Source organism: Kitasatospora sp. NPDC056651 (genome assembly GCF_042792155.1).
In the GTDB taxonomy this organism is placed as follows: domain Bacteria; phylum Actinomycetota; class Actinomycetes; order Streptomycetales; family Streptomycetaceae; genus Kitasatospora.
The window spans coordinates 1-15,742 of sequence record NZ_JBHTWX010000004.1 but is presented as its reverse complement, the minus strand read 5'-3'; the positions used below and the strand labels follow the sequence as shown (position 1 = coordinate 15,742).

The following is a 15,742-nucleotide window of genomic DNA, read 5'->3' as shown; positions in this document are numbered from 1 at the left end:
GGGCTCCAGGGTCGGTAGCAGCCTGGTCACAGTCACCCGGGGTGACTTTCATCGGTGGTCGGCAGGCTGGAATGATTCCCCCCGTCAGTCAGAGGAACAGCGCACCCCCGGCCGGGGGCCACAATTCGGGGGAACCGAGAGAGCGGGGCAGGCGAGCAGTGCCGCAACTCGTCATAGAGATCAACGGACAGCAGCGGACTCTGGAGCCCGGGCGGTCCTACACCATCGGGCGCAACCCGCAGTCGGACTTCCTGTTCGACGACGCCAGGGTCTCCTGGCAGCACGGGACCATCAGCTTCAACGGCAGCGGTTGGCAGCTGGACGACCACGGCAGCACCAACGGCACGTACGTGGCCGGCGCCCGCACCATGCAGGCCCAGCTGTTCCCCGGTGCCGTGGTCAACCTCGGCAACCCGGAGAACGGCCCCCGGCTCGGTTTTTCCGCACCCGCGCACGTCGCCGCCCCGCAGGCCGGTGCTCCGCGGGCCACCCCGATGCACGAGGCGGTCACCAGCCGCGGCCCGGTGCCCACGCCCCAGCAGCCCGCCCCGCAGCAGGGCTGGCCGCAGCACGATCCGTACCAGCCGCAGCACCAGCAGCAGCCGCAGCAGGCGTGGCAGGGGCAGCCGCAGGCCCAGCCGGCGTTCCCGCAGCAGCAGTACGCGCCACCGCAGGCCCAGCCGGCGCCGCAGCAGCCCCAGCACGGCGGTTTCCCGCAGCAGGGCTTCCAGGCGCCGCCGCAGCACGGTGGCGATGGGGGGCCGCAGCCGACCATCATCCGCAGCCTGACGTCGGCCATGCGCACCGTCCGGATCGGCCGTGCGCTCGACAACGACATCGTGGTGTCCGACCTCCAGGTCTCCCGCCACCACGCCGAGCTGCGTCAGCTCCCGGACGGCCGCTACGAGATCGTCGACCTCGGCAGCCACAACGGCATATTCCTCAACGGCCAGCGGGTGCAGCGCCAGCTGATGGGCCCGCAGGACCGGCTGACCGTCGGCCACTCCGGCTTCGTCCTGGTCGGCGACCAGCTCCAGGAGTTCGTCGACACCGGCGAGGTCTCCTTCTCCGCCCGCCACCTGACCGTCGAGGTCGAGCACAAGGGCGGCAAGAAGATCCTGCTCAACGACGTGAGCTTCGGCGTCCCGGAGAAGTCCCTGGTCGCGGTCATCGGCCCGTCCGGCTCCGGCAAGTCCACGCTGCTGCGTGCCCTCACCGGCTACCGCCCGGCCGACCGCGGCGAGGTCCTCTACGACGGCCGCAACCTCTACAAGCAGTTCGCCGAGCTCCGCTCGCGCATCGGCCTGGTGCCGCAGTCCGAGATCCTGCACCGCGAGCTCACCGTTCGGAAGGGCCTCAAGTACGCGGCCCAGCTGCGCTTCCCCGGCGACACCGAGGCCCGCGAGCGCGACGCCCGGATCGACGAGGTGCTGTACGAGCTGCGCCTGGACAAGCGCGCCGACAACAAGATCACCGCGCTCTCCGGCGGCCAGCAGAAGCGCGTCTCGGTCGCCCTGGAACTGCTCACCAAGCCCTCGCTGATCTTCCTGGACGAGCCCACCTCGGGCCTCGACCCGGGCATGGACCGAGAGGTCATGCAGATGCTGCGCGGCCTCGCCGACGACGGCCGCACGATCCTGGTCGTCACCCACTCGGTGGCCGAACTCGCACTCTGCGACCGGCTGCTGGTGATGGCACCGGGCGGCTCGGTGGCCTACTTCGGCCCGCCGGACGAGGCGCTGCACTTCTTCGGGTACGAGACCTGGGCGGACGTCTTCCAGGCCTTCGAGAACTACCCGGACCACGACTGGGCCGGCCGCTACCGGGGCTCCGTGCACTACCAGCAGTACTCCGCGCCGACCGTGGACGCGGGCGAGGTGCAGCACGCCCAGGTCGCCCAGGAGGCCGTCAGGCCGCCGAAGCCGCAGAGCTGGGGCTCGCAGCTGTGGACGCTGATGCGCCGCTACATGTCGGTGCTCGCCTCGGACCGCGGTTTCCTCGCGCTGTCCGTGCTGCTTCCCGCCGTCATCGGCGCGGTCAGTGTGCTCGTGCCGAACGAGGCAGGGCTCGCGCCGAATCCCAAGACACAGCTCCATCTCAACAGCGGGGCCGCGACGATCATCATGATCCTCGCGATCGGTGCCTGTTTCTCCGGAGCGGCCAACTCGGTCCGAGAACTGATCAAGGAACGGGCGATCTACGAGCGAGAACGAGCCACCGGGCTCTCCCGCTCGGCGTACATGATGTCCAAGGTCATCGTGCTGGGCTTCTTCAGCGTGATCCAGGGCGCCATCATCTCCGCCGTCGGCTTCCTGCCGCGCAAGCTCCCCGACACCGGCCTGATCGTGAAGAACCTGCCGGTCATCGAGATGACCATCGGCATGATCCTGCTCAGCTTCACCGCGATGATGTTCGGCCTGATGATCTCGGCCCTGGTGAAGACCGCCGAGAAGACCATGCCGCTGCTGGTCATGTTCGCCATCATCCAGGTCGTCTTCACCGGCTGCCTCTTCCAGATCTTCAGCAAGCCCGGGCTGGAGCAGGGCGCGTGGCTGATGCCGGCCCGCTGGGGCACCGGCATCGTCGCCACCACGCTCGACCTGTCCACGCTCATGGGGCCCTGGAACAAGGACTTCCAGAATCCCAACTACGACCCGCTCTGGAATCACAGCGTCGCCCAGTGGGCGATCGACGCGGGCGTTCTGGTCGTCATCTCGGTCGTCATCGGCGTCGTCGTGACCCGGCTCCAGCGTCGGCACGAGCCCGAGGTCATGCAGAAGGGCTGAGCTTCTACGTCGGTCCGAGGGGCGGCTCTCCCACCGGGGAGAGCCGCCCCTCGGCGTTCGGGTGGTCTCGTACCGCTCCGGGCGGGCCCTGCGGCCTAGGTCCCCGGACCTGGGCCCGGGGCGGCCGTGGACGGACGCGGCGGTCCTCGCGGCGGCGGTAGTTTGGCGGTATGTCCAGCACCACCGGAGACCACCGGGCCTACCAGGGCCCGCTGCCCGCCTGCGAACCCTGCTTGGCGGGGATCGAGGCCGTCAGCCAGGCGCTGCTCGCCATGAGCCGGCACCTGGAGGTCCGCGAGGTGCTGCGCCGCATCACCGCCTCCGCCCGAGGCCTGCTCGGCGCCGAGTACGCGGCCTTGGGCGTGCCCGACGACCACGGTGGCTTCGCCCAGTTCGTGGTGGACGGCGTCACCGACGAGCAGTGGCGGGCGATCGGCCCACTGCCCAGGCAACACGGAGTCCTCGCCGCGATGCTGCACGAGACCGGGCCCACCCGGCTCGTGGACGTCCGCACGGCACCCGCCTTCGAAGGGTGGCCCGAAGCCCACCCGGACATGGACGCCTTCCTCGGCATGCCGATCCTGGACACCGACGCGGCCGAGGACGAGCCACAGGTGATGGGCGTCATCTACCTCGCCAACAAGCGTGGCGGCGGCCTCTTCACCGACCACGACGAAGAGCTGTTGCGGATCCTTGCCGCGCACGCTGCTCTCGCCCTGTCCAACGCCCGACTGTACGAACGCAGCCGCGAACTCACACTGGCCGGTGAGCGCGCCCGGATCGCCCACGATCTGCACGACGCCGTCTCGCAGAAACTCTTCTCGCTCCGGCTCACCGCCAAGGCCGCCGCTAAGCTCGTCGACCGCGACCCGGCCAGGGCACGCGCTGAACTCGCCGAAGTCGCCAGGCTGGCCGCGGAGGCCGCCGACGAACTACGTGCCGTCGTTGTCGAGCTGCGTCCCGCAGCGCTGGAGGAGGACGGGCTGAGCGCCACCCTCGCCTCCCAGGTCCAGGTCCTCGACCGGGCGCACGCCGCCGACGTCACCTTCACCGCCGACGGCGTCCGGGCGCTGCCACCCGCCCAGGAGGCCGCACTGCTACGGGTCGCGCAGGAGGCGCTGCACAACGCGCTGCGGCACTCCGACGCCCGACGGGTCATCGTCACCCTGTCCGGGACGCCCACACGCGGCGCAGTGCTGCGGGTGCACGACGACGGGCGTGGCTTCGATCCGGAGTCCGTTCGTCGAGCCGGCCGCCATCTGGGCCTGGCCTCGATGCGCGACCGCGCGTCCGCCGTCGGCGGCACGCTCACCCTGGAATCGGCCCCCGGCCGGGGGACGCTCGTCGAGATGGAGGTCCCCGGTGCCTGAGAGCACACCGTCGATCCGCGTCCTACTGGTCGACGACCACCAGGTGGTCCGGCGTGGGCTGCGCACCTTCCTGGAGGTCCAGGACGACATCGAGGTGGTCGGGGAGGCGGCCGATGGGGCAGAAGGCGTCGAGCGGGCGCGTGAGCTCGACCCCGATGTCGTGTTGATGGACCTCAAGATGCCGGGCGTCGACGGCATCGAGGCGCTGCGCACGCTCAAAGGGGAGGGCAGCCGGGCCAGGATCCTCATCGTCACCAGCTTCACCGAGCACCGCACGATGGTCCCCGCTCTGCGGGCCGGTGCGGCCGGTTACGTCTACAAGGACGTGGACCCGGAAGCGCTGGCCGGGGCGATCCGCTCGGTTCACGCCGGCCATGTCCTGCTCCAGCCCGAGCTGGCCGAAGCCCTGCTCTCGGACGAAGGCCCGCGCGCCCCGCAGGGTCGCGGCGGCACCCTCACCGAGCGTGAGCGCGAGGTGCTCGGCCACATCGCCGACGGCCGCTCCAACCGGGAGATCGCGCGCAGCCTGAACCTCTCCGAGAAGACGGTGAAGACCCATGTGTCCAACATCCTCATGAAGTTGGACCTGGCCGACCGAACCCAGGCGGCGCTCTGGGCTGTTCGCCACGGGGAGACCCGAGAGGGGTAGTGCGCTGGGGGCGCGAAAAGCCGGTGCGCACGCCGTGCCGATTGGCAGGTTTTCGGTCGTGGCGGGCGCCAAACGGCAGTCCGGCATGTGCCGTTCGGCAGGGATGGTCCGAATTATGGTGATGTGCCGTCAGTCGGCTGTGTCAGGCTGACTGCCGACACCGATCCCGAGGGAGGGCCGAGTGAACGCGATGCGCCGTGAGTGCGGGCCTGCCGTGCTGGCCGACGAGCTTGAGTTGACGTGCCGACTGTTCGACGAACCCCCAATGCCCAGGCCCAGCACCAAAGCTCCTGCCGGGGGCGGAGGGCTGGGGCCCGACGGCTCCTTGCCCGGATGCCGGCAGGCGGGAGCCGATGTCCGTGCAGCGGAGGGCATCGAGTGTCGGGCGGGATCGACTCGGGAGACAGTCCAGGACCGGGAGTCCTATGGGCCTGAGCTGTTGAGGCGCCGACTGCGGATGCGGCGTTGGCAGTTCAACCTGGCAAGGGAGCGTGAACTGATCCCCGAGCCGGACCTCGACAGCGGTGCGTGGTCAGCGGTCGTGGAGGTCCAGCTGAACGCTCGCGCTGAGGAGATCATCCGCGTTCTAGGGGCTGTCCCGCCAGTGGGCGCGGTCAAAGCGGCCACGGTACTGGGCCACACCACCGGCCTGTTGGTGATCGCCGAGGACGTCAGGCGGCTCGCCGCCGCAGGAGAACTCCGTCCTTGCGGCGGATACCGCGGCTGGCCGACGTACAGCCGGGAGGCCCTGGCCGCTGTCCCGTACACCGCGGTGGAGCATGTCGTCATGGAGCGTGTGCGCAAGGCCGCAGCGACGGCGCGGGCTGCGGCCGAGGCTCTGGAGCGGCGGCTTGCGGAGAGCTACTCGGCGGCGGACACAGCCGGAATCCCGGGGTGGTCCCGGTGCCGGCTGTCGGCCGCCACGGTGCACGGAGACCTGACCGCCGGCCCCGACGGCAGGTACGAACGCGCGGAGGTCATCGCGCTCGCCGCCGACGCCGGGCCCCAGCAGCTCTCAGCGGTCGTCTCGCTCGTCGACGAGGGCGTTGTAGGCGGCCACCTGTGCGCGCCGGGCGGTGCGCCGCAGCGGGGCCAGGGCGGATTGGCGGGCCGCCATCTCGGAGGCGCTCACGGCAGCCCCGTGCCCGCCGGAGGCGATCGACAGCAAGGCGGCCACCTGACGGGCCGACTCCAGGACGCGAACGGCCCGGGGCGGGTAGCCGGGGGCGAGCAGCTCGCTGTGGCCTCGACGGCGGTAAGCGTCGAGGGCACGCAGGGCCTCGGGCCCGGCACCGGCCACGTCGAGACGGGTGAGCATGACGGTTGCCTCTCGCAGCCCGTCCGCCAGCTCACGTTCGGCCTCGTGCAGCGACGGTACATCGGCCGGCGGTGTGTCGTTGACCTCGTAACAGCGCCACAGCACGGTGGCCGAGCGATCGCCGACCGGGCCGTACACCTCCACCTCCGGCACCAGCCCGAGCGGTGCGCCCACGGCCAGGACGGCCTCGCCCGAACCCATGGCCCGCTCGTTGAAGGCCTGCGGGCCGGTCAGCCCGAGGGGATGCCCGGCTGAGGGCAGCGCGAGACGCAGGCCCTTCACACCGAGCACCCGAAGCCGCCCCAGCGCCCAGGTCAGCCCATGCCGGTCGCCGGGCTCGTCACCCGGCAGCCCGGCCACCCGGTGGGACTCGTCCCCGCCCAAGACGGCCGTAGCGGCGTCGTCCGGAGGCACCAGACCTGCCAGCAGGGCGTTGCCCCATGCGGTGAGCCGCCCCGAACGGGGCTCTTCGTACGGATTGTCGGCAGGAGTCGCGAGCATCCGGCCAGCCTACGGAATCGGCGGTCATCCGCGTGGCGTAGGTTTGCCCATGCGTGTGCGGCGCACCCACCCCGTGCCCACCGGCTGCCGGAGTAGGCTCGCCGCCCGCACCGACGGCCGAGAATCTTGTTTTTTGGGGAAGGCATAGGCATGAGCGACGTGCTGGAGCTGGTGGACGTATCCGTGGTCCGGGAGGGGCGCGCGCTGGTCGACCAGGTCTCGTGGTCCATCTCCGAGGGCGAGCGCTGGGTCATTCTGGGCCCGAACGGCGCCGGCAAGACCACGCTGCTGCAGATCGCCTCGTCGTACCTGTTCCCGACCTCGGGCAAGGTCACGGTCCTGGGTGAGAAGCTCGGTGAGATCGATGTCTTCGAACTGCGCTCCCGGATCGGTCTGGCTGGTGCCGCCATGTTCGACAAGCTGCCCGCCGAGCAGACGGTGCTCCAGACCGTGCTCACCGCGGCCTACGGCATGACGGTCAGCTGGCAGGAGAGCTACGAGCAGTCGGACGAGGCCCGCGCCCTCGCTCTGCTCGACCGCCTCGGTATGGCCAATCTCACTGGCCGCAAGTTCGGCACCCTCTCCGAGGGCGAGCGCAAGCGCACCCTGATCGCTCGAGCCCTGATGACCGACCCCGAGCTGCTGCTGCTCGACGAGCCCGCCGCCGGTCTGGACCTCGGCGGCCGGGAGGACCTGGTCCGCCGGCTCGGCGCGCTCGCCCAGGACGAGTTCGCCCCGGCGATGGCGATGGTCACCCACCACGTCGAGGAGATCGCGCCGGGCTTCACTCACGTCCTGATGATTCGCCAGGGGAAGGTGCTCACGGCCGGTCCCATCGACACCGAGCTGACCGCCCGGAACCTCTCAAAGTGCTTCGGACTGCCGCTCACCCTGGAGCGGCACGGGGACCGCTGGTCGGCCCAGGGCCTGCCGCTGGGCTGAGGCCCAGTCCGCCCGGCATTCGGAAGGCTGTCGGAAGCCGGTCGCACGCGCGACCGGTTTCCACCGCTCGACCTGCGGGAACTGTCCGCTTCGAAGGCCTTCGCTCCCTAGGATGGACGTGTGGACAGCTGGATTTGGTGGCTCTTGGCCGCCGCAGCGCTTGGCATACCGCTGGTGCTCACCGCCGTGCCGGAGTTCGCCATGTTCGCGGTCGGCGCTCTGTTCGCCGCCGGCGTGGCGGCACTGGGTGGCGGAGTGGTCCTGGAGACCCTGGCCTTCGTCGCGGTCTCGACCGCGATGGTGGTCTTCGTCCGCCCGATCGCCCGCCGGCAGCTGGAGAAGGGTCCGCAGGTCAAGATGGGCATCGAGGCGCTCCAGGGCGCCACCGCGGTCGTCGCGGAAACCGTCGACGGGGAGGGCGGGCGGATCAAGCTGAACGGCGAGATCTGGTCGGCCCGTGCGCTCCACCCGGGCCAGGTGTACGAACCTGGGCAGCAGGTCGACGTCGTCGAAATCCAGGGCGCGACCGCCCTGGTCGTCTAGGGGAGAGTCCGTGGAACCCGTCCTTATCGTTTTGGTCGTCCTGGTCGTGGTGGCCTTCATCGCGCTGATCAAGACGATCCAGGTCATCCCGCAGGCCAGCGCCGCGATCGTGGAGCGCTTCGGCCGCTACACCCGGACGCTCAACGCAGGGCTGAACATCGTCGTCCCGTTCATCGACCGCGTCCGCAACCGGATCGACCTGCGCGAGCAGGTCGTGCCGTTCCCGCCGCAACCGGTGATCACCCAGGACAACCTGGTCGTCAATATCGACACCGTCATCTACTACCAGGTGACCGACGCCCGGGCCGCGACGTACGAGGTCGCCAGCTACATCCAGGCGATCGAGCAGCTGACCGTCACCACCCTGCGCAACATCATCGGCTCGATGGACCTCGAGTCCACCCTGACCTCGCGCGAGGTCATCAACGCCGGTCTGCGCGGCGTCCTGGACGAGGCCACCGGCAAGTGGGGCATCCGGGTCAACCGCGTCGAGCTGAAGGCGATCGAGCCGCCGACCTCCATCCAGGACTCGATGGAGAAGCAGATGCGCGCCGACCGGGACAAGCGCGCCGCGATCCTCACCGCCGAAGGTCAGCGCCAGGCCCAGATCCTCAAGGCCGAAGGTGAGAAGCAGGCCGAAGTGCTCAAGGCCGAGGGTGAGGCGCAGGCCGCGGTCCTGCGCGCGGACGGTGAGGCGGCCGCGATCCGTACGGTCTTCGAGGCCATCCACGACGGCGACGCCGACCAGAAGCTGCTCGCCTACCAGTACCTCCAGACCCTGCCCGAGCTGGCCAAGGGAGACTCCAACAAGCTCTGGATCATCCCCAGCGAGGTCGGCGACGCGCTCAAGGGCCTCGGTGGCGCGTTCACCGGCCTGACCGGCAACGGCGGGATGAACGGTGGCGCGGTCGCCGCGCCCAGCGTGCCGCAGACGGCCCCGGCGGCCACCCAGGTGCCGCTCGACCCGGCGTCCGGCCCGCGTCCGGTCGACACCGAGAAGGGTGCCGCCCGCCCCCGGGTGGACCCGGTGCGTGAATACCCGAAGATCGACCCGGAGTGATCGTTCGGATCGTGCTTCGTTGAGGGCCCGTCGCCGAGAGGTGGCGGGCCCTCGGCCTCTCGCGGTGCCGAAGCGCACGGGCCGGGGCACTGTGGCGTGTGTCCCGAAACGTGGGCGGCTCTGGTCGGCCCGCCGGGCGGTCCGGCATGATCCCCTCGGACAGGACCGAGAGGAGAGGTGACCCATGACGCTCTGGGAGTCGATCGCCGTTCTGGTGGCCGGTGTCGGCGCCGGGATGATCAATGTGATCGTCGGCTCCGGCACTCTGATCACCTTCCCGGTTCTGCTCGCCGTGGGCATCCCGCCGGTCACGGCCAACGTCTCCAACTCCTTCGGTCTGGTGCCCGGGTCGCTCAGCGGTGTGATCGGCTACCGCCGTGAGCTGTCCGGTCAGGGTCGCCGCGTGCTGCGCATGGGCAGCGCGTCGCTGCTCGGGGGACTGGTCGGCGCGCTGCTGTTGATCAAGTTGCCGAACGGGGCATTCGACGCGATCGTCCCGGTGCTGATCCTGCTCGCGCTCGTCCTGGTGATGATCCAGCCCCGGGTGGCCAAGGCCGTCGCCGCCCGTCGCCGCCCCGGTAGGGACCCGGACGGCAGCCCGGTGCTGTTGGTCGGGGTGTTCCTCACCGGCATCTACGGCGGCTACTTCGGCGCCGCGCAGGGCGTGCTGCTGATGGCTCTGATGGGCATGCTGCTCCAGGAGGACCTCCAGCGGATCAACGCGGTGAAGAACGCCCTGGCGATGATCGTCAACGGCGTTGCCGCGCTCTTCTTCCTGTTCACGTCGACCGTGAACTGGGCCGCGGCCGGCCTGATCGCGGCGGGCTCGTTGGTCGGCGGCCTGGTCGGCGCCAAGGTCGGCCGTCGTCTCCCGCCGACCGCCTTGCGCGTTGTCATCGTGGTGGTCGGCCTCGCGGCCGTCACCAAGCTGGTGGTGAATTGAACGACTGTCAGCCTGGCTGGGAATCGGAGGAATGCGTCATGGCTCTGGAGATGCGTGAGACCTGCGAGCGCTGCGCGGTGTCGCTGACAGCCGAAAGCCCCGCCTCGATATGTTCCTACGAGTGCACCTTCTGTCCGGACTGCACCGAAGCCATGGCCGCCACCTGCCCCAACTGCGGAGGCGAGCTGGTGGCCCGTCCGCGCCGGAAGGCCGCCTGACCCAGGAATTCCGAGCACCCGGGAGTCCTGGCCCCCTGACCGACGAGCCACCAGGAGCGCGGAGATGAGCAGCAGGGCACGGCTGAACGAGGACGAGATCACGGCGGCCCTGGCGGCACTGCCCCGGTGGACGCGGGAGGGCGACAGCATCTCGCGCGACGCCGACGCCCCGGACTTCCCGGCGGCGATCCGGGTGGTCGTCGCCGTCGCCGAGCAGGCCGAGGCACTCGACCACCACCCCGACATCGACATCCGCTGGCGCACGCTGCGATTCGTCCTGTCCACCCACAGCGCCGGCGGCCTCACCGGTCTGGACTTCACTCTCGCCGCCCGGATCGACGAGGCCCTGCACGCGGAGTCGGCGGTCTGACGCGGTCCGACCGAGAGCTGTGGACCGTACGGTGGAGGGCCGGGCCCGCGCCTTCGGGTGGGCGTGAGATGCTGACTGCCGCATCGGCAGGCAGACTGGCGGGTTCGGGAGGGACGGAACGGATGGCGCAGGAGCCCTTCGGAGACGCCCACTCCCAGCAGACGGGGCAGTCTCAAGGCCACCCGGACTGGCAGCACGGCGGATACGGCGGGCACTCCGAGCAGGAGCAGACACCGCAGCAGTCGACGCAGTGGCCGCAACAGTCGGCCTACGACTCGGTCGAGTACGGGCAGCAGCAGCTGCCGCCGTACGGCCAAGACGTCCACGGACACGGGTACACCGGCTACGACCAGGCCGGTTACGACCAGAGTGGATACGGCTGGACGGGCTATGCCGAGGGCGGCCACGTCCAGAACCAGTACGTCGGCCAGGAGCAGTACCAGCCGTATCCGCAGTACCCGGACCACGGGCAGCAGAACCAGCCCTACGCGCCGTACGTCGGCTCCGGGCAGCCGGCCGGGGAGGGCCTGTACCTCCCGGAGGGCGCGGAGTACTCGGCGGACGGCTACGTGCGCATCGAGGAGGTCGGGGCGGCGTCCGCCCCCGGTCCGGAGAAGCCCGAGGTGACGTCTCCGGAGCAGCCCTCCGGGCTCCCGGCCGAGCCCGTCGCGCCGTCGCGGGCCGCTGCTCGGCGAGGTGCCGACGGTGGTTCCCGCTCGCGTTCCGGTTCCGGCTCATCGCTCTCCGCCACGGCCCGGAAGGCCGCCGACGCGGTGCTGACCGGGGAGCACGTGCCCAGTCGCAGGGCCCTGCTGGTGCGGACCGGCGCCGGGGTGGCCGCGCTGGGCGTGCTGGTGGGAGCGGGGCTGATGGTCGGTGCCGAGAGCGGCGGCAGCGCGGCGGCGAGCAGCGGCGGCGAGCCGGGCTTCGCGGTGGCGCACAACCGGGCGTGGGCCGCGCAGCCCGCCGCGGCCGGTGCGTCCGCGGGCGACGACACGCTGATCGGCAGTTGGCTGCTGGCCGACGCCGTGGTGCGGGCCGACGGCTCCGGGGTGCACGCGTACGACCGGGAGAACGGCAAGCCGACCTGGTCGGTGGAGCCGCCGGCGGCCGGGGCCGTCCCGTGCGGGCTGTCGGCCGGGGTGAACCAGGCGGGCCTGGGAGCGGCGCTGTTCCGTCCGCAGGCCGATCCGAAGACCCCCTGCACGCTGCTGGCCGCCGTGGACACCAAGACCGGCAAGACCGTATGGACCAAGACCCTCTCGGACACCAAGGGCACCTATTCCGCCCGAGTGGGTGTCACCGAGGACAAGGTGGTCGCCATCGGCGACGACCGGGCGCTGGCCTTGGAGGCGACGGACGGGAAGGACGTCTGGCAGTACACCGGGCAGGGCAAGTTCTGCACCCTCTCCGGGGGCGTCAGCGGCAAGACCGTGCTCGTCGCCTCCTCCTGTGCCGATTCGACCCCCGCCGACCAGGCCGTCGCGCTGAACGTCGCGGACGGCAAGGTCAGCTGGTGGCGGGGCCTGAACAACCAGCCGAAGACGGTGACGGTGCTCTCCGCCGAGCCGGCCGTGGTGCTCACCACCGGGGAGAAGCCCGAGAACGACCGGGTGTTCGCCTGGGGCGCGGCCGGCGACCCGGCCGCCGAGATCCCCGTGGCCGTCGACGGCGGCCGGCTGGACGTCGCGCACGGTGCGTTTTCGGCCACTCCCGGCGTGTACTTCGTAGGCCGCACGATGGTCACCACCATCGGCCCGCCGAGCGGCGGCGGACCGGTGTCCGCGGTCGGCTACGACCTGGACACCGGCAAGCAGCGCTGGAAAGCGCCGACGGCCGCCAAGGGCGCCGCCCGGGCGGTCGGCATCGACGGCGGATCGCTGGTGCTCGCCGCCGACGAGCGCCGAGACCAGCCCGCCCGCCTCAGCAGGTTCCCCCTGGTCGGCGGCGAGGAGGCGACCGGCGGAAACTTCCCGCCGGGCACCGGCTCGCTGCTGATCTCCGGACGGGTGCTGATCGGCGGCGGCCAGGTGGTCGTGGTGCCCGAGCACTCGGCCAACTACGGCACGGCGGCGGGCTACCAGGCGAAGGGCTGAGGCCGTCCGGCCTCCCGGACCTGCCGCCCTTCTCGCACCACCGCCTTCCCGCCCGCCGCCGTTCTCACCGCTAGAGCACGATCACGTCGAGAGAACTCTCGATCCCGCTGGAACCTCAGGCCGCCGAGACGGGTCGGCCCGGTACGGCCGGCAGCCAGTCGGCGAGGTCCCGGACCTCCGAGCCGCGCAGACCGAGCGCCAGCATCAGGCTGGCCTGCGGCGTCGGTACGAACGGGCGGCGGAGCAGTTTCATCCCCGCCTGCTCCGGCGTGCGGTCCGCCTTGCGCTGGTTGTCCTCCGCGCACGCGGCCACAGTGTTCAACCAGCTGTCCGCACCACCGCGGGACCTGGGCTGGAGGTGGTCCACCGTGGTGGCCCGCCGGCCGCAGTACGCGCACAGGTGCTGGTCACGGGCCAGGACACCTCGCCTCGACCACGGAGCCTGTTGTCGGAACGGCACCCGTACGTACCGTTGCAGTCTGATCACCCGTGGCACCGGGACGACCACGCCCGTACCGCGGATCGAGCGCAGCGGGTGCGCCTGCTCCACCACCGCCTTGTCCTGGAGCACCAGGACGACGGCGCGCTGGAGCGACACCGTCGTCAAGGGCTCGTAGCTCGCGTTCAGAACCAGCGTGTTGCGCACTCGGCACACCCTTCCCGCGGGCGTGCCACGGCGGCACGACCGTCTCCACACACGTCACTGCCGCCGCACGGCGGTGGAACCACTCTGAATGGGCCCGCAGCCGTCGAACAACGGAATTTCCGGTATCGGAGAGGGGACCGGGGGAGCGGACGGGGTGTCCGAAGGGGCGCGTTGCGACTGTCTCGGGGGTGCCTCGGGGAAAACTCGCTGGCAGGAACCGCGTAGGCTCTATCAGGCTGGAGTCGTACCGACCCGGGGCCCGATCGAACCGGGCCGTCGCCGGGCGGGCGCCCGATCGAAGGAGAAGCGTGACCGTGACGGACATCGTCGACGAGCTGCGGTGGCGTGGGCTGATCGCCCTGTCCACTGACGAGGACGCACTGCGCAAGGCGTTCGCGGACGGCCCGGTCACGTTCTATTGCGGCTTCGACCCGACGGCCCCCAGCCTGCACCTCGGCAACCTGGTCCAGATCCTCACCATGCGCCGCATCCAGCAGGCGGGGAACCTCCCGCTCGGTCTGGTCGGCGGCGCCACGGGCCTGATCGGTGACCCGAAGCCCACCGCCGAGCGCGTGCTCAACGATCCCGAGACGGTGGCCGGCTGGGTCGAGCGCCTGCGTGGCCAGATCTCGCGCTTCCTCGACTTCGAGGGCCCGTACGCGGCCCGCATGGTCAACAACCTGGACTGGACGTCCGGGATGTCGGCGATCAGCCTGCTGCGCGACGTGGGCAAGTACTTCCGGGTCAACAACATGATCGCGAAGGAGGCCGTCGCCCGACGGCTCAACTCCGACGCCGGCATCAGCTACACCGAGTTCAGCTACCAGATCCTCCAGGGCATGGACTACCTGGAGCTGAACCGCCGCTACGGCTGCGCCCTGCAGACCGGTGGCAGCGACCAGTGGGGCAACCTGACCGCCGGTGCGGACCTGATCCGCAAGGCCGACGGCAAGTCCGTCCACGCGCTCGCCACGCCGCTGATCGTCAAGGCCGACGGCACCAAGTTCGGCAAGACCGAGTCCGGAACGGTCTGGCTCGACCCCGAGCTGACCACCCCGTACGCCTTCTACCAGTTCTGGCTGAACGCGGACGACCGGGACGTCCCCAACTTCCTGCGGATCTTCAGCTTCCACTCGAAGGAGGAGATCGAGGAGTTGGAGCGCGAGACCACCGAGCGCCCCGCTGCTCGTCTCGCCCAGCGCGCCCTCGCCGAGGAGCTCACCACGCTGGTCCACGGTGCGGAGCAGTACGAGCGCGCGGTCGCCGCGTCCAGGGCGCTGTTCGGCCAGGGCGACCTGGCCGATCTGGAGGCCCCGACCCTGGCGGCAGCCCTGGCCGAGGTCCCGAAGGCCGAGGTGTCCGAACTCCAGTCGGTGGTCGACCTGCTGGTCGCCGTTGGTCTCTCGCCGAGCCGCTCGGCCGCCCGCCGGACGGTCAAGGAGGGTGGCGCCTACCTCAACAACGTCAAGGTGACGGACGAGGAGGCGGCGCCGACCGAGGCCGACCTGCTGCACGGTCGCTGGCTCGTGCTGCGGCGCGGCAAGCGAAACCTCGCGGCGGTGGAACTGGTCACCGCCGGCTGACCGGTCGATGAACCGGTCAGGCTGATGCCTGGCCAAAACACACCTGCTCTGACCTGTGATTCAGAGCTCCGAGGGCCGGATCTGGACAGATCCGGCCCTCGACGTTTGACGATGTCGTCCGGGTGGCCTAGTGTTGAACGAGTCGCTGGAGCGGCCACCCCATTCAGCAAGACCAACTCTCACTCTGATCCCCATGAAGATGGGGTCGTTGGCGTAGCCGCCAACAGGAGCGGGAGTGAATTTCGAATGAAACTCGGAATGCGCTAATGTGGTGGACGTCGCGAAAGCGAGCCCGGCTAGCTCGGGAAATCCGATGAATGAAACTCCGGAAAACGGAGCGGAAAACATCTGATAAGCTGGAAACACGAAAGAACGAAGCCCGGAGGGCCTGCTGGAAGGCAGTCCGAAGGAAGCGTCCGTTCCTTGAGAACTCAACAGCGTGCCAAAAGTCAACGCCAGATATGTTGACATCCCCGGCCTCGGTCATTGCGACTGGGGTTGGAGATTCCTTTTGAAACAAACACTAGCGAGGACGCAGTGCGCGGGATCACCCTATTCCGGTGGTTGCCGTGCCGCTCAACGCGAGTGTGGACCGGCTCTGCTTGATTGCGGGGCCGAGTAAACATTCACGGAGAGTTTGATCCTGGCTCAGGACGAACGCTGGCGGCGTGCTTAACACATGCAAGTCGAACGGTGAAGCCCTTCGGGGTGGATCAG

13 protein-coding genes and 1 rRNA gene are annotated in these 15,742 nt (G+C 70.1%); 12 read left to right on the top strand and 2 right to left on the bottom strand.

Annotation, left to right across the window (positions count from 1 at the left end; all coding sequences use genetic code 11):
- The first annotated feature begins 158 nt into the window (after nt 1–158).
- The 3 genes from ACFRAR_RS03400 (at nt 159) to ACFRAR_RS03390 (ending at nt 4,805) form a co-directional block, all read left to right on the top strand.
- Nucleotides 159–2,786 (top strand): FHA domain-containing protein, encoded by a 2,628-nt coding sequence (locus ACFRAR_RS03400; RefSeq protein ID WP_380694255.1) that lies wholly within the window; start codon nt 159–161, stop codon nt 2,784–2,786.
- A gap of 272 nt (nt 2,787–3,058) precedes the next feature.
- Nucleotides 3,059–4,156, top strand: coding sequence for a GAF domain-containing sensor histidine kinase (locus ACFRAR_RS03395; RefSeq protein ID WP_380694490.1), 1,098 nt, complete (start codon nt 3,059–3,061; stop codon nt 4,154–4,156).
- Nucleotides 4,149–4,805, top strand: coding sequence for a response regulator (locus ACFRAR_RS03390; RefSeq protein WP_380694253.1), 657 nt, complete (start codon nt 4,149–4,151; stop codon nt 4,803–4,805). Before ACFRAR_RS03395 ends, ACFRAR_RS03390 begins: the two co-directional genes overlap by 8 nt.
- 1,015 nt (nt 4,806–5,820) lie before the next feature.
- On the opposite strand, the gene ACFRAR_RS03385 is transcribed toward ACFRAR_RS03390, so the two are convergent.
- On the bottom strand, nt 5,821–6,624 hold the full coding sequence (locus ACFRAR_RS03385) for a hypothetical protein (RefSeq protein ID WP_380694250.1): 804 nt from the start codon (nt 6,622–6,624) through the stop codon (nt 5,821–5,823).
- A gap of 150 nt (nt 6,625–6,774) precedes the next feature.
- On the opposite strand from ACFRAR_RS03385, the gene ACFRAR_RS03380 reads away from it, so the two are divergent.
- The 7 genes from ACFRAR_RS03380 to ACFRAR_RS03350 all read left to right on the top strand — a co-directional run bounded on the left by ACFRAR_RS03380 (nt 6,775) and on the right by ACFRAR_RS03350 (nt 12,796).
- Complete coding sequence (locus ACFRAR_RS03380) at nt 6,775–7,566, top strand: ABC transporter ATP-binding protein (protein WP_316526946.1); 792 nt, start codon at nt 6,775–6,777, stop codon at nt 7,564–7,566.
- A 120-nt stretch (nt 7,567–7,686) separates the two neighbouring features.
- Nucleotides 7,687–8,109, top strand: a complete 423-nt coding sequence (locus tag ACFRAR_RS03375; protein ID WP_380694247.1) for an NfeD family protein — start codon at nt 7,687–7,689, stop codon at nt 8,107–8,109.
- A gap of 10 nt (nt 8,110–8,119) precedes the next feature.
- Nucleotides 8,120–9,169 carry an SPFH domain-containing protein gene (locus ACFRAR_RS03370; protein ID WP_380694245.1) on the top strand — a complete coding sequence of 350 codons (1,050 nt, stop codon included), beginning with the start codon at nt 8,120–8,122 and terminating at the stop codon, nt 9,167–9,169.
- Between the two features lie 184 nt (nt 9,170–9,353).
- On the top strand, nt 9,354–10,112 hold the full coding sequence (locus ACFRAR_RS03365) for a sulfite exporter TauE/SafE family protein (RefSeq protein ID WP_380694243.1): 759 nt from the start codon (nt 9,354–9,356) through the stop codon (nt 10,110–10,112).
- A 38-nt stretch (nt 10,113–10,150) separates the two neighbouring features.
- Nucleotides 10,151–10,330 (top strand): DUF1272 domain-containing protein, encoded by a 180-nt coding sequence (locus tag ACFRAR_RS03360; RefSeq protein ID WP_380694241.1) that lies wholly within the window; start codon nt 10,151–10,153, stop codon nt 10,328–10,330.
- A 64-nt stretch (nt 10,331–10,394) separates the two neighbouring features.
- Entirely contained in the window at nt 10,395–10,700 is a 306-nt protein-coding gene (locus tag ACFRAR_RS03355) for a 4a-hydroxytetrahydrobiopterin dehydratase (RefSeq protein ID WP_380694238.1), read from the top strand.
- A 122-nt stretch (nt 10,701–10,822) separates the two neighbouring features.
- Nucleotides 10,823–12,796: a PQQ-binding-like beta-propeller repeat protein gene (locus ACFRAR_RS03350; protein WP_380694236.1), complete on the top strand. Its 1,974-nt coding sequence runs from the start codon at nt 10,823–10,825 to the stop codon at nt 12,794–12,796.
- 115 nt (nt 12,797–12,911) lie between these two features.
- Here ACFRAR_RS03350 and ACFRAR_RS03345 read toward each other — a convergent pair whose 3' ends face one another.
- Nucleotides 12,912–13,442, bottom strand: coding sequence for an HNH endonuclease (locus ACFRAR_RS03345; RefSeq protein ID WP_380694234.1), 531 nt, complete (start codon nt 13,440–13,442; stop codon nt 12,912–12,914).
- 314 nt (nt 13,443–13,756) lie between these two features.
- Between ACFRAR_RS03345 and tyrS the strand changes: the two genes are divergently transcribed.
- A complete protein-coding gene (gene tyrS, locus ACFRAR_RS03340; protein ID WP_380694489.1) occupies nt 13,757–15,025 on the top strand; it encodes a tyrosine--tRNA ligase in 1,269 nt (422 codons plus the stop codon).
- A gap of 625 nt (nt 15,026–15,650) precedes the next feature.
- A 16S ribosomal RNA gene (locus tag ACFRAR_RS03335) occupies nt 15,651–15,742 on the top strand; the annotation flags it as partial.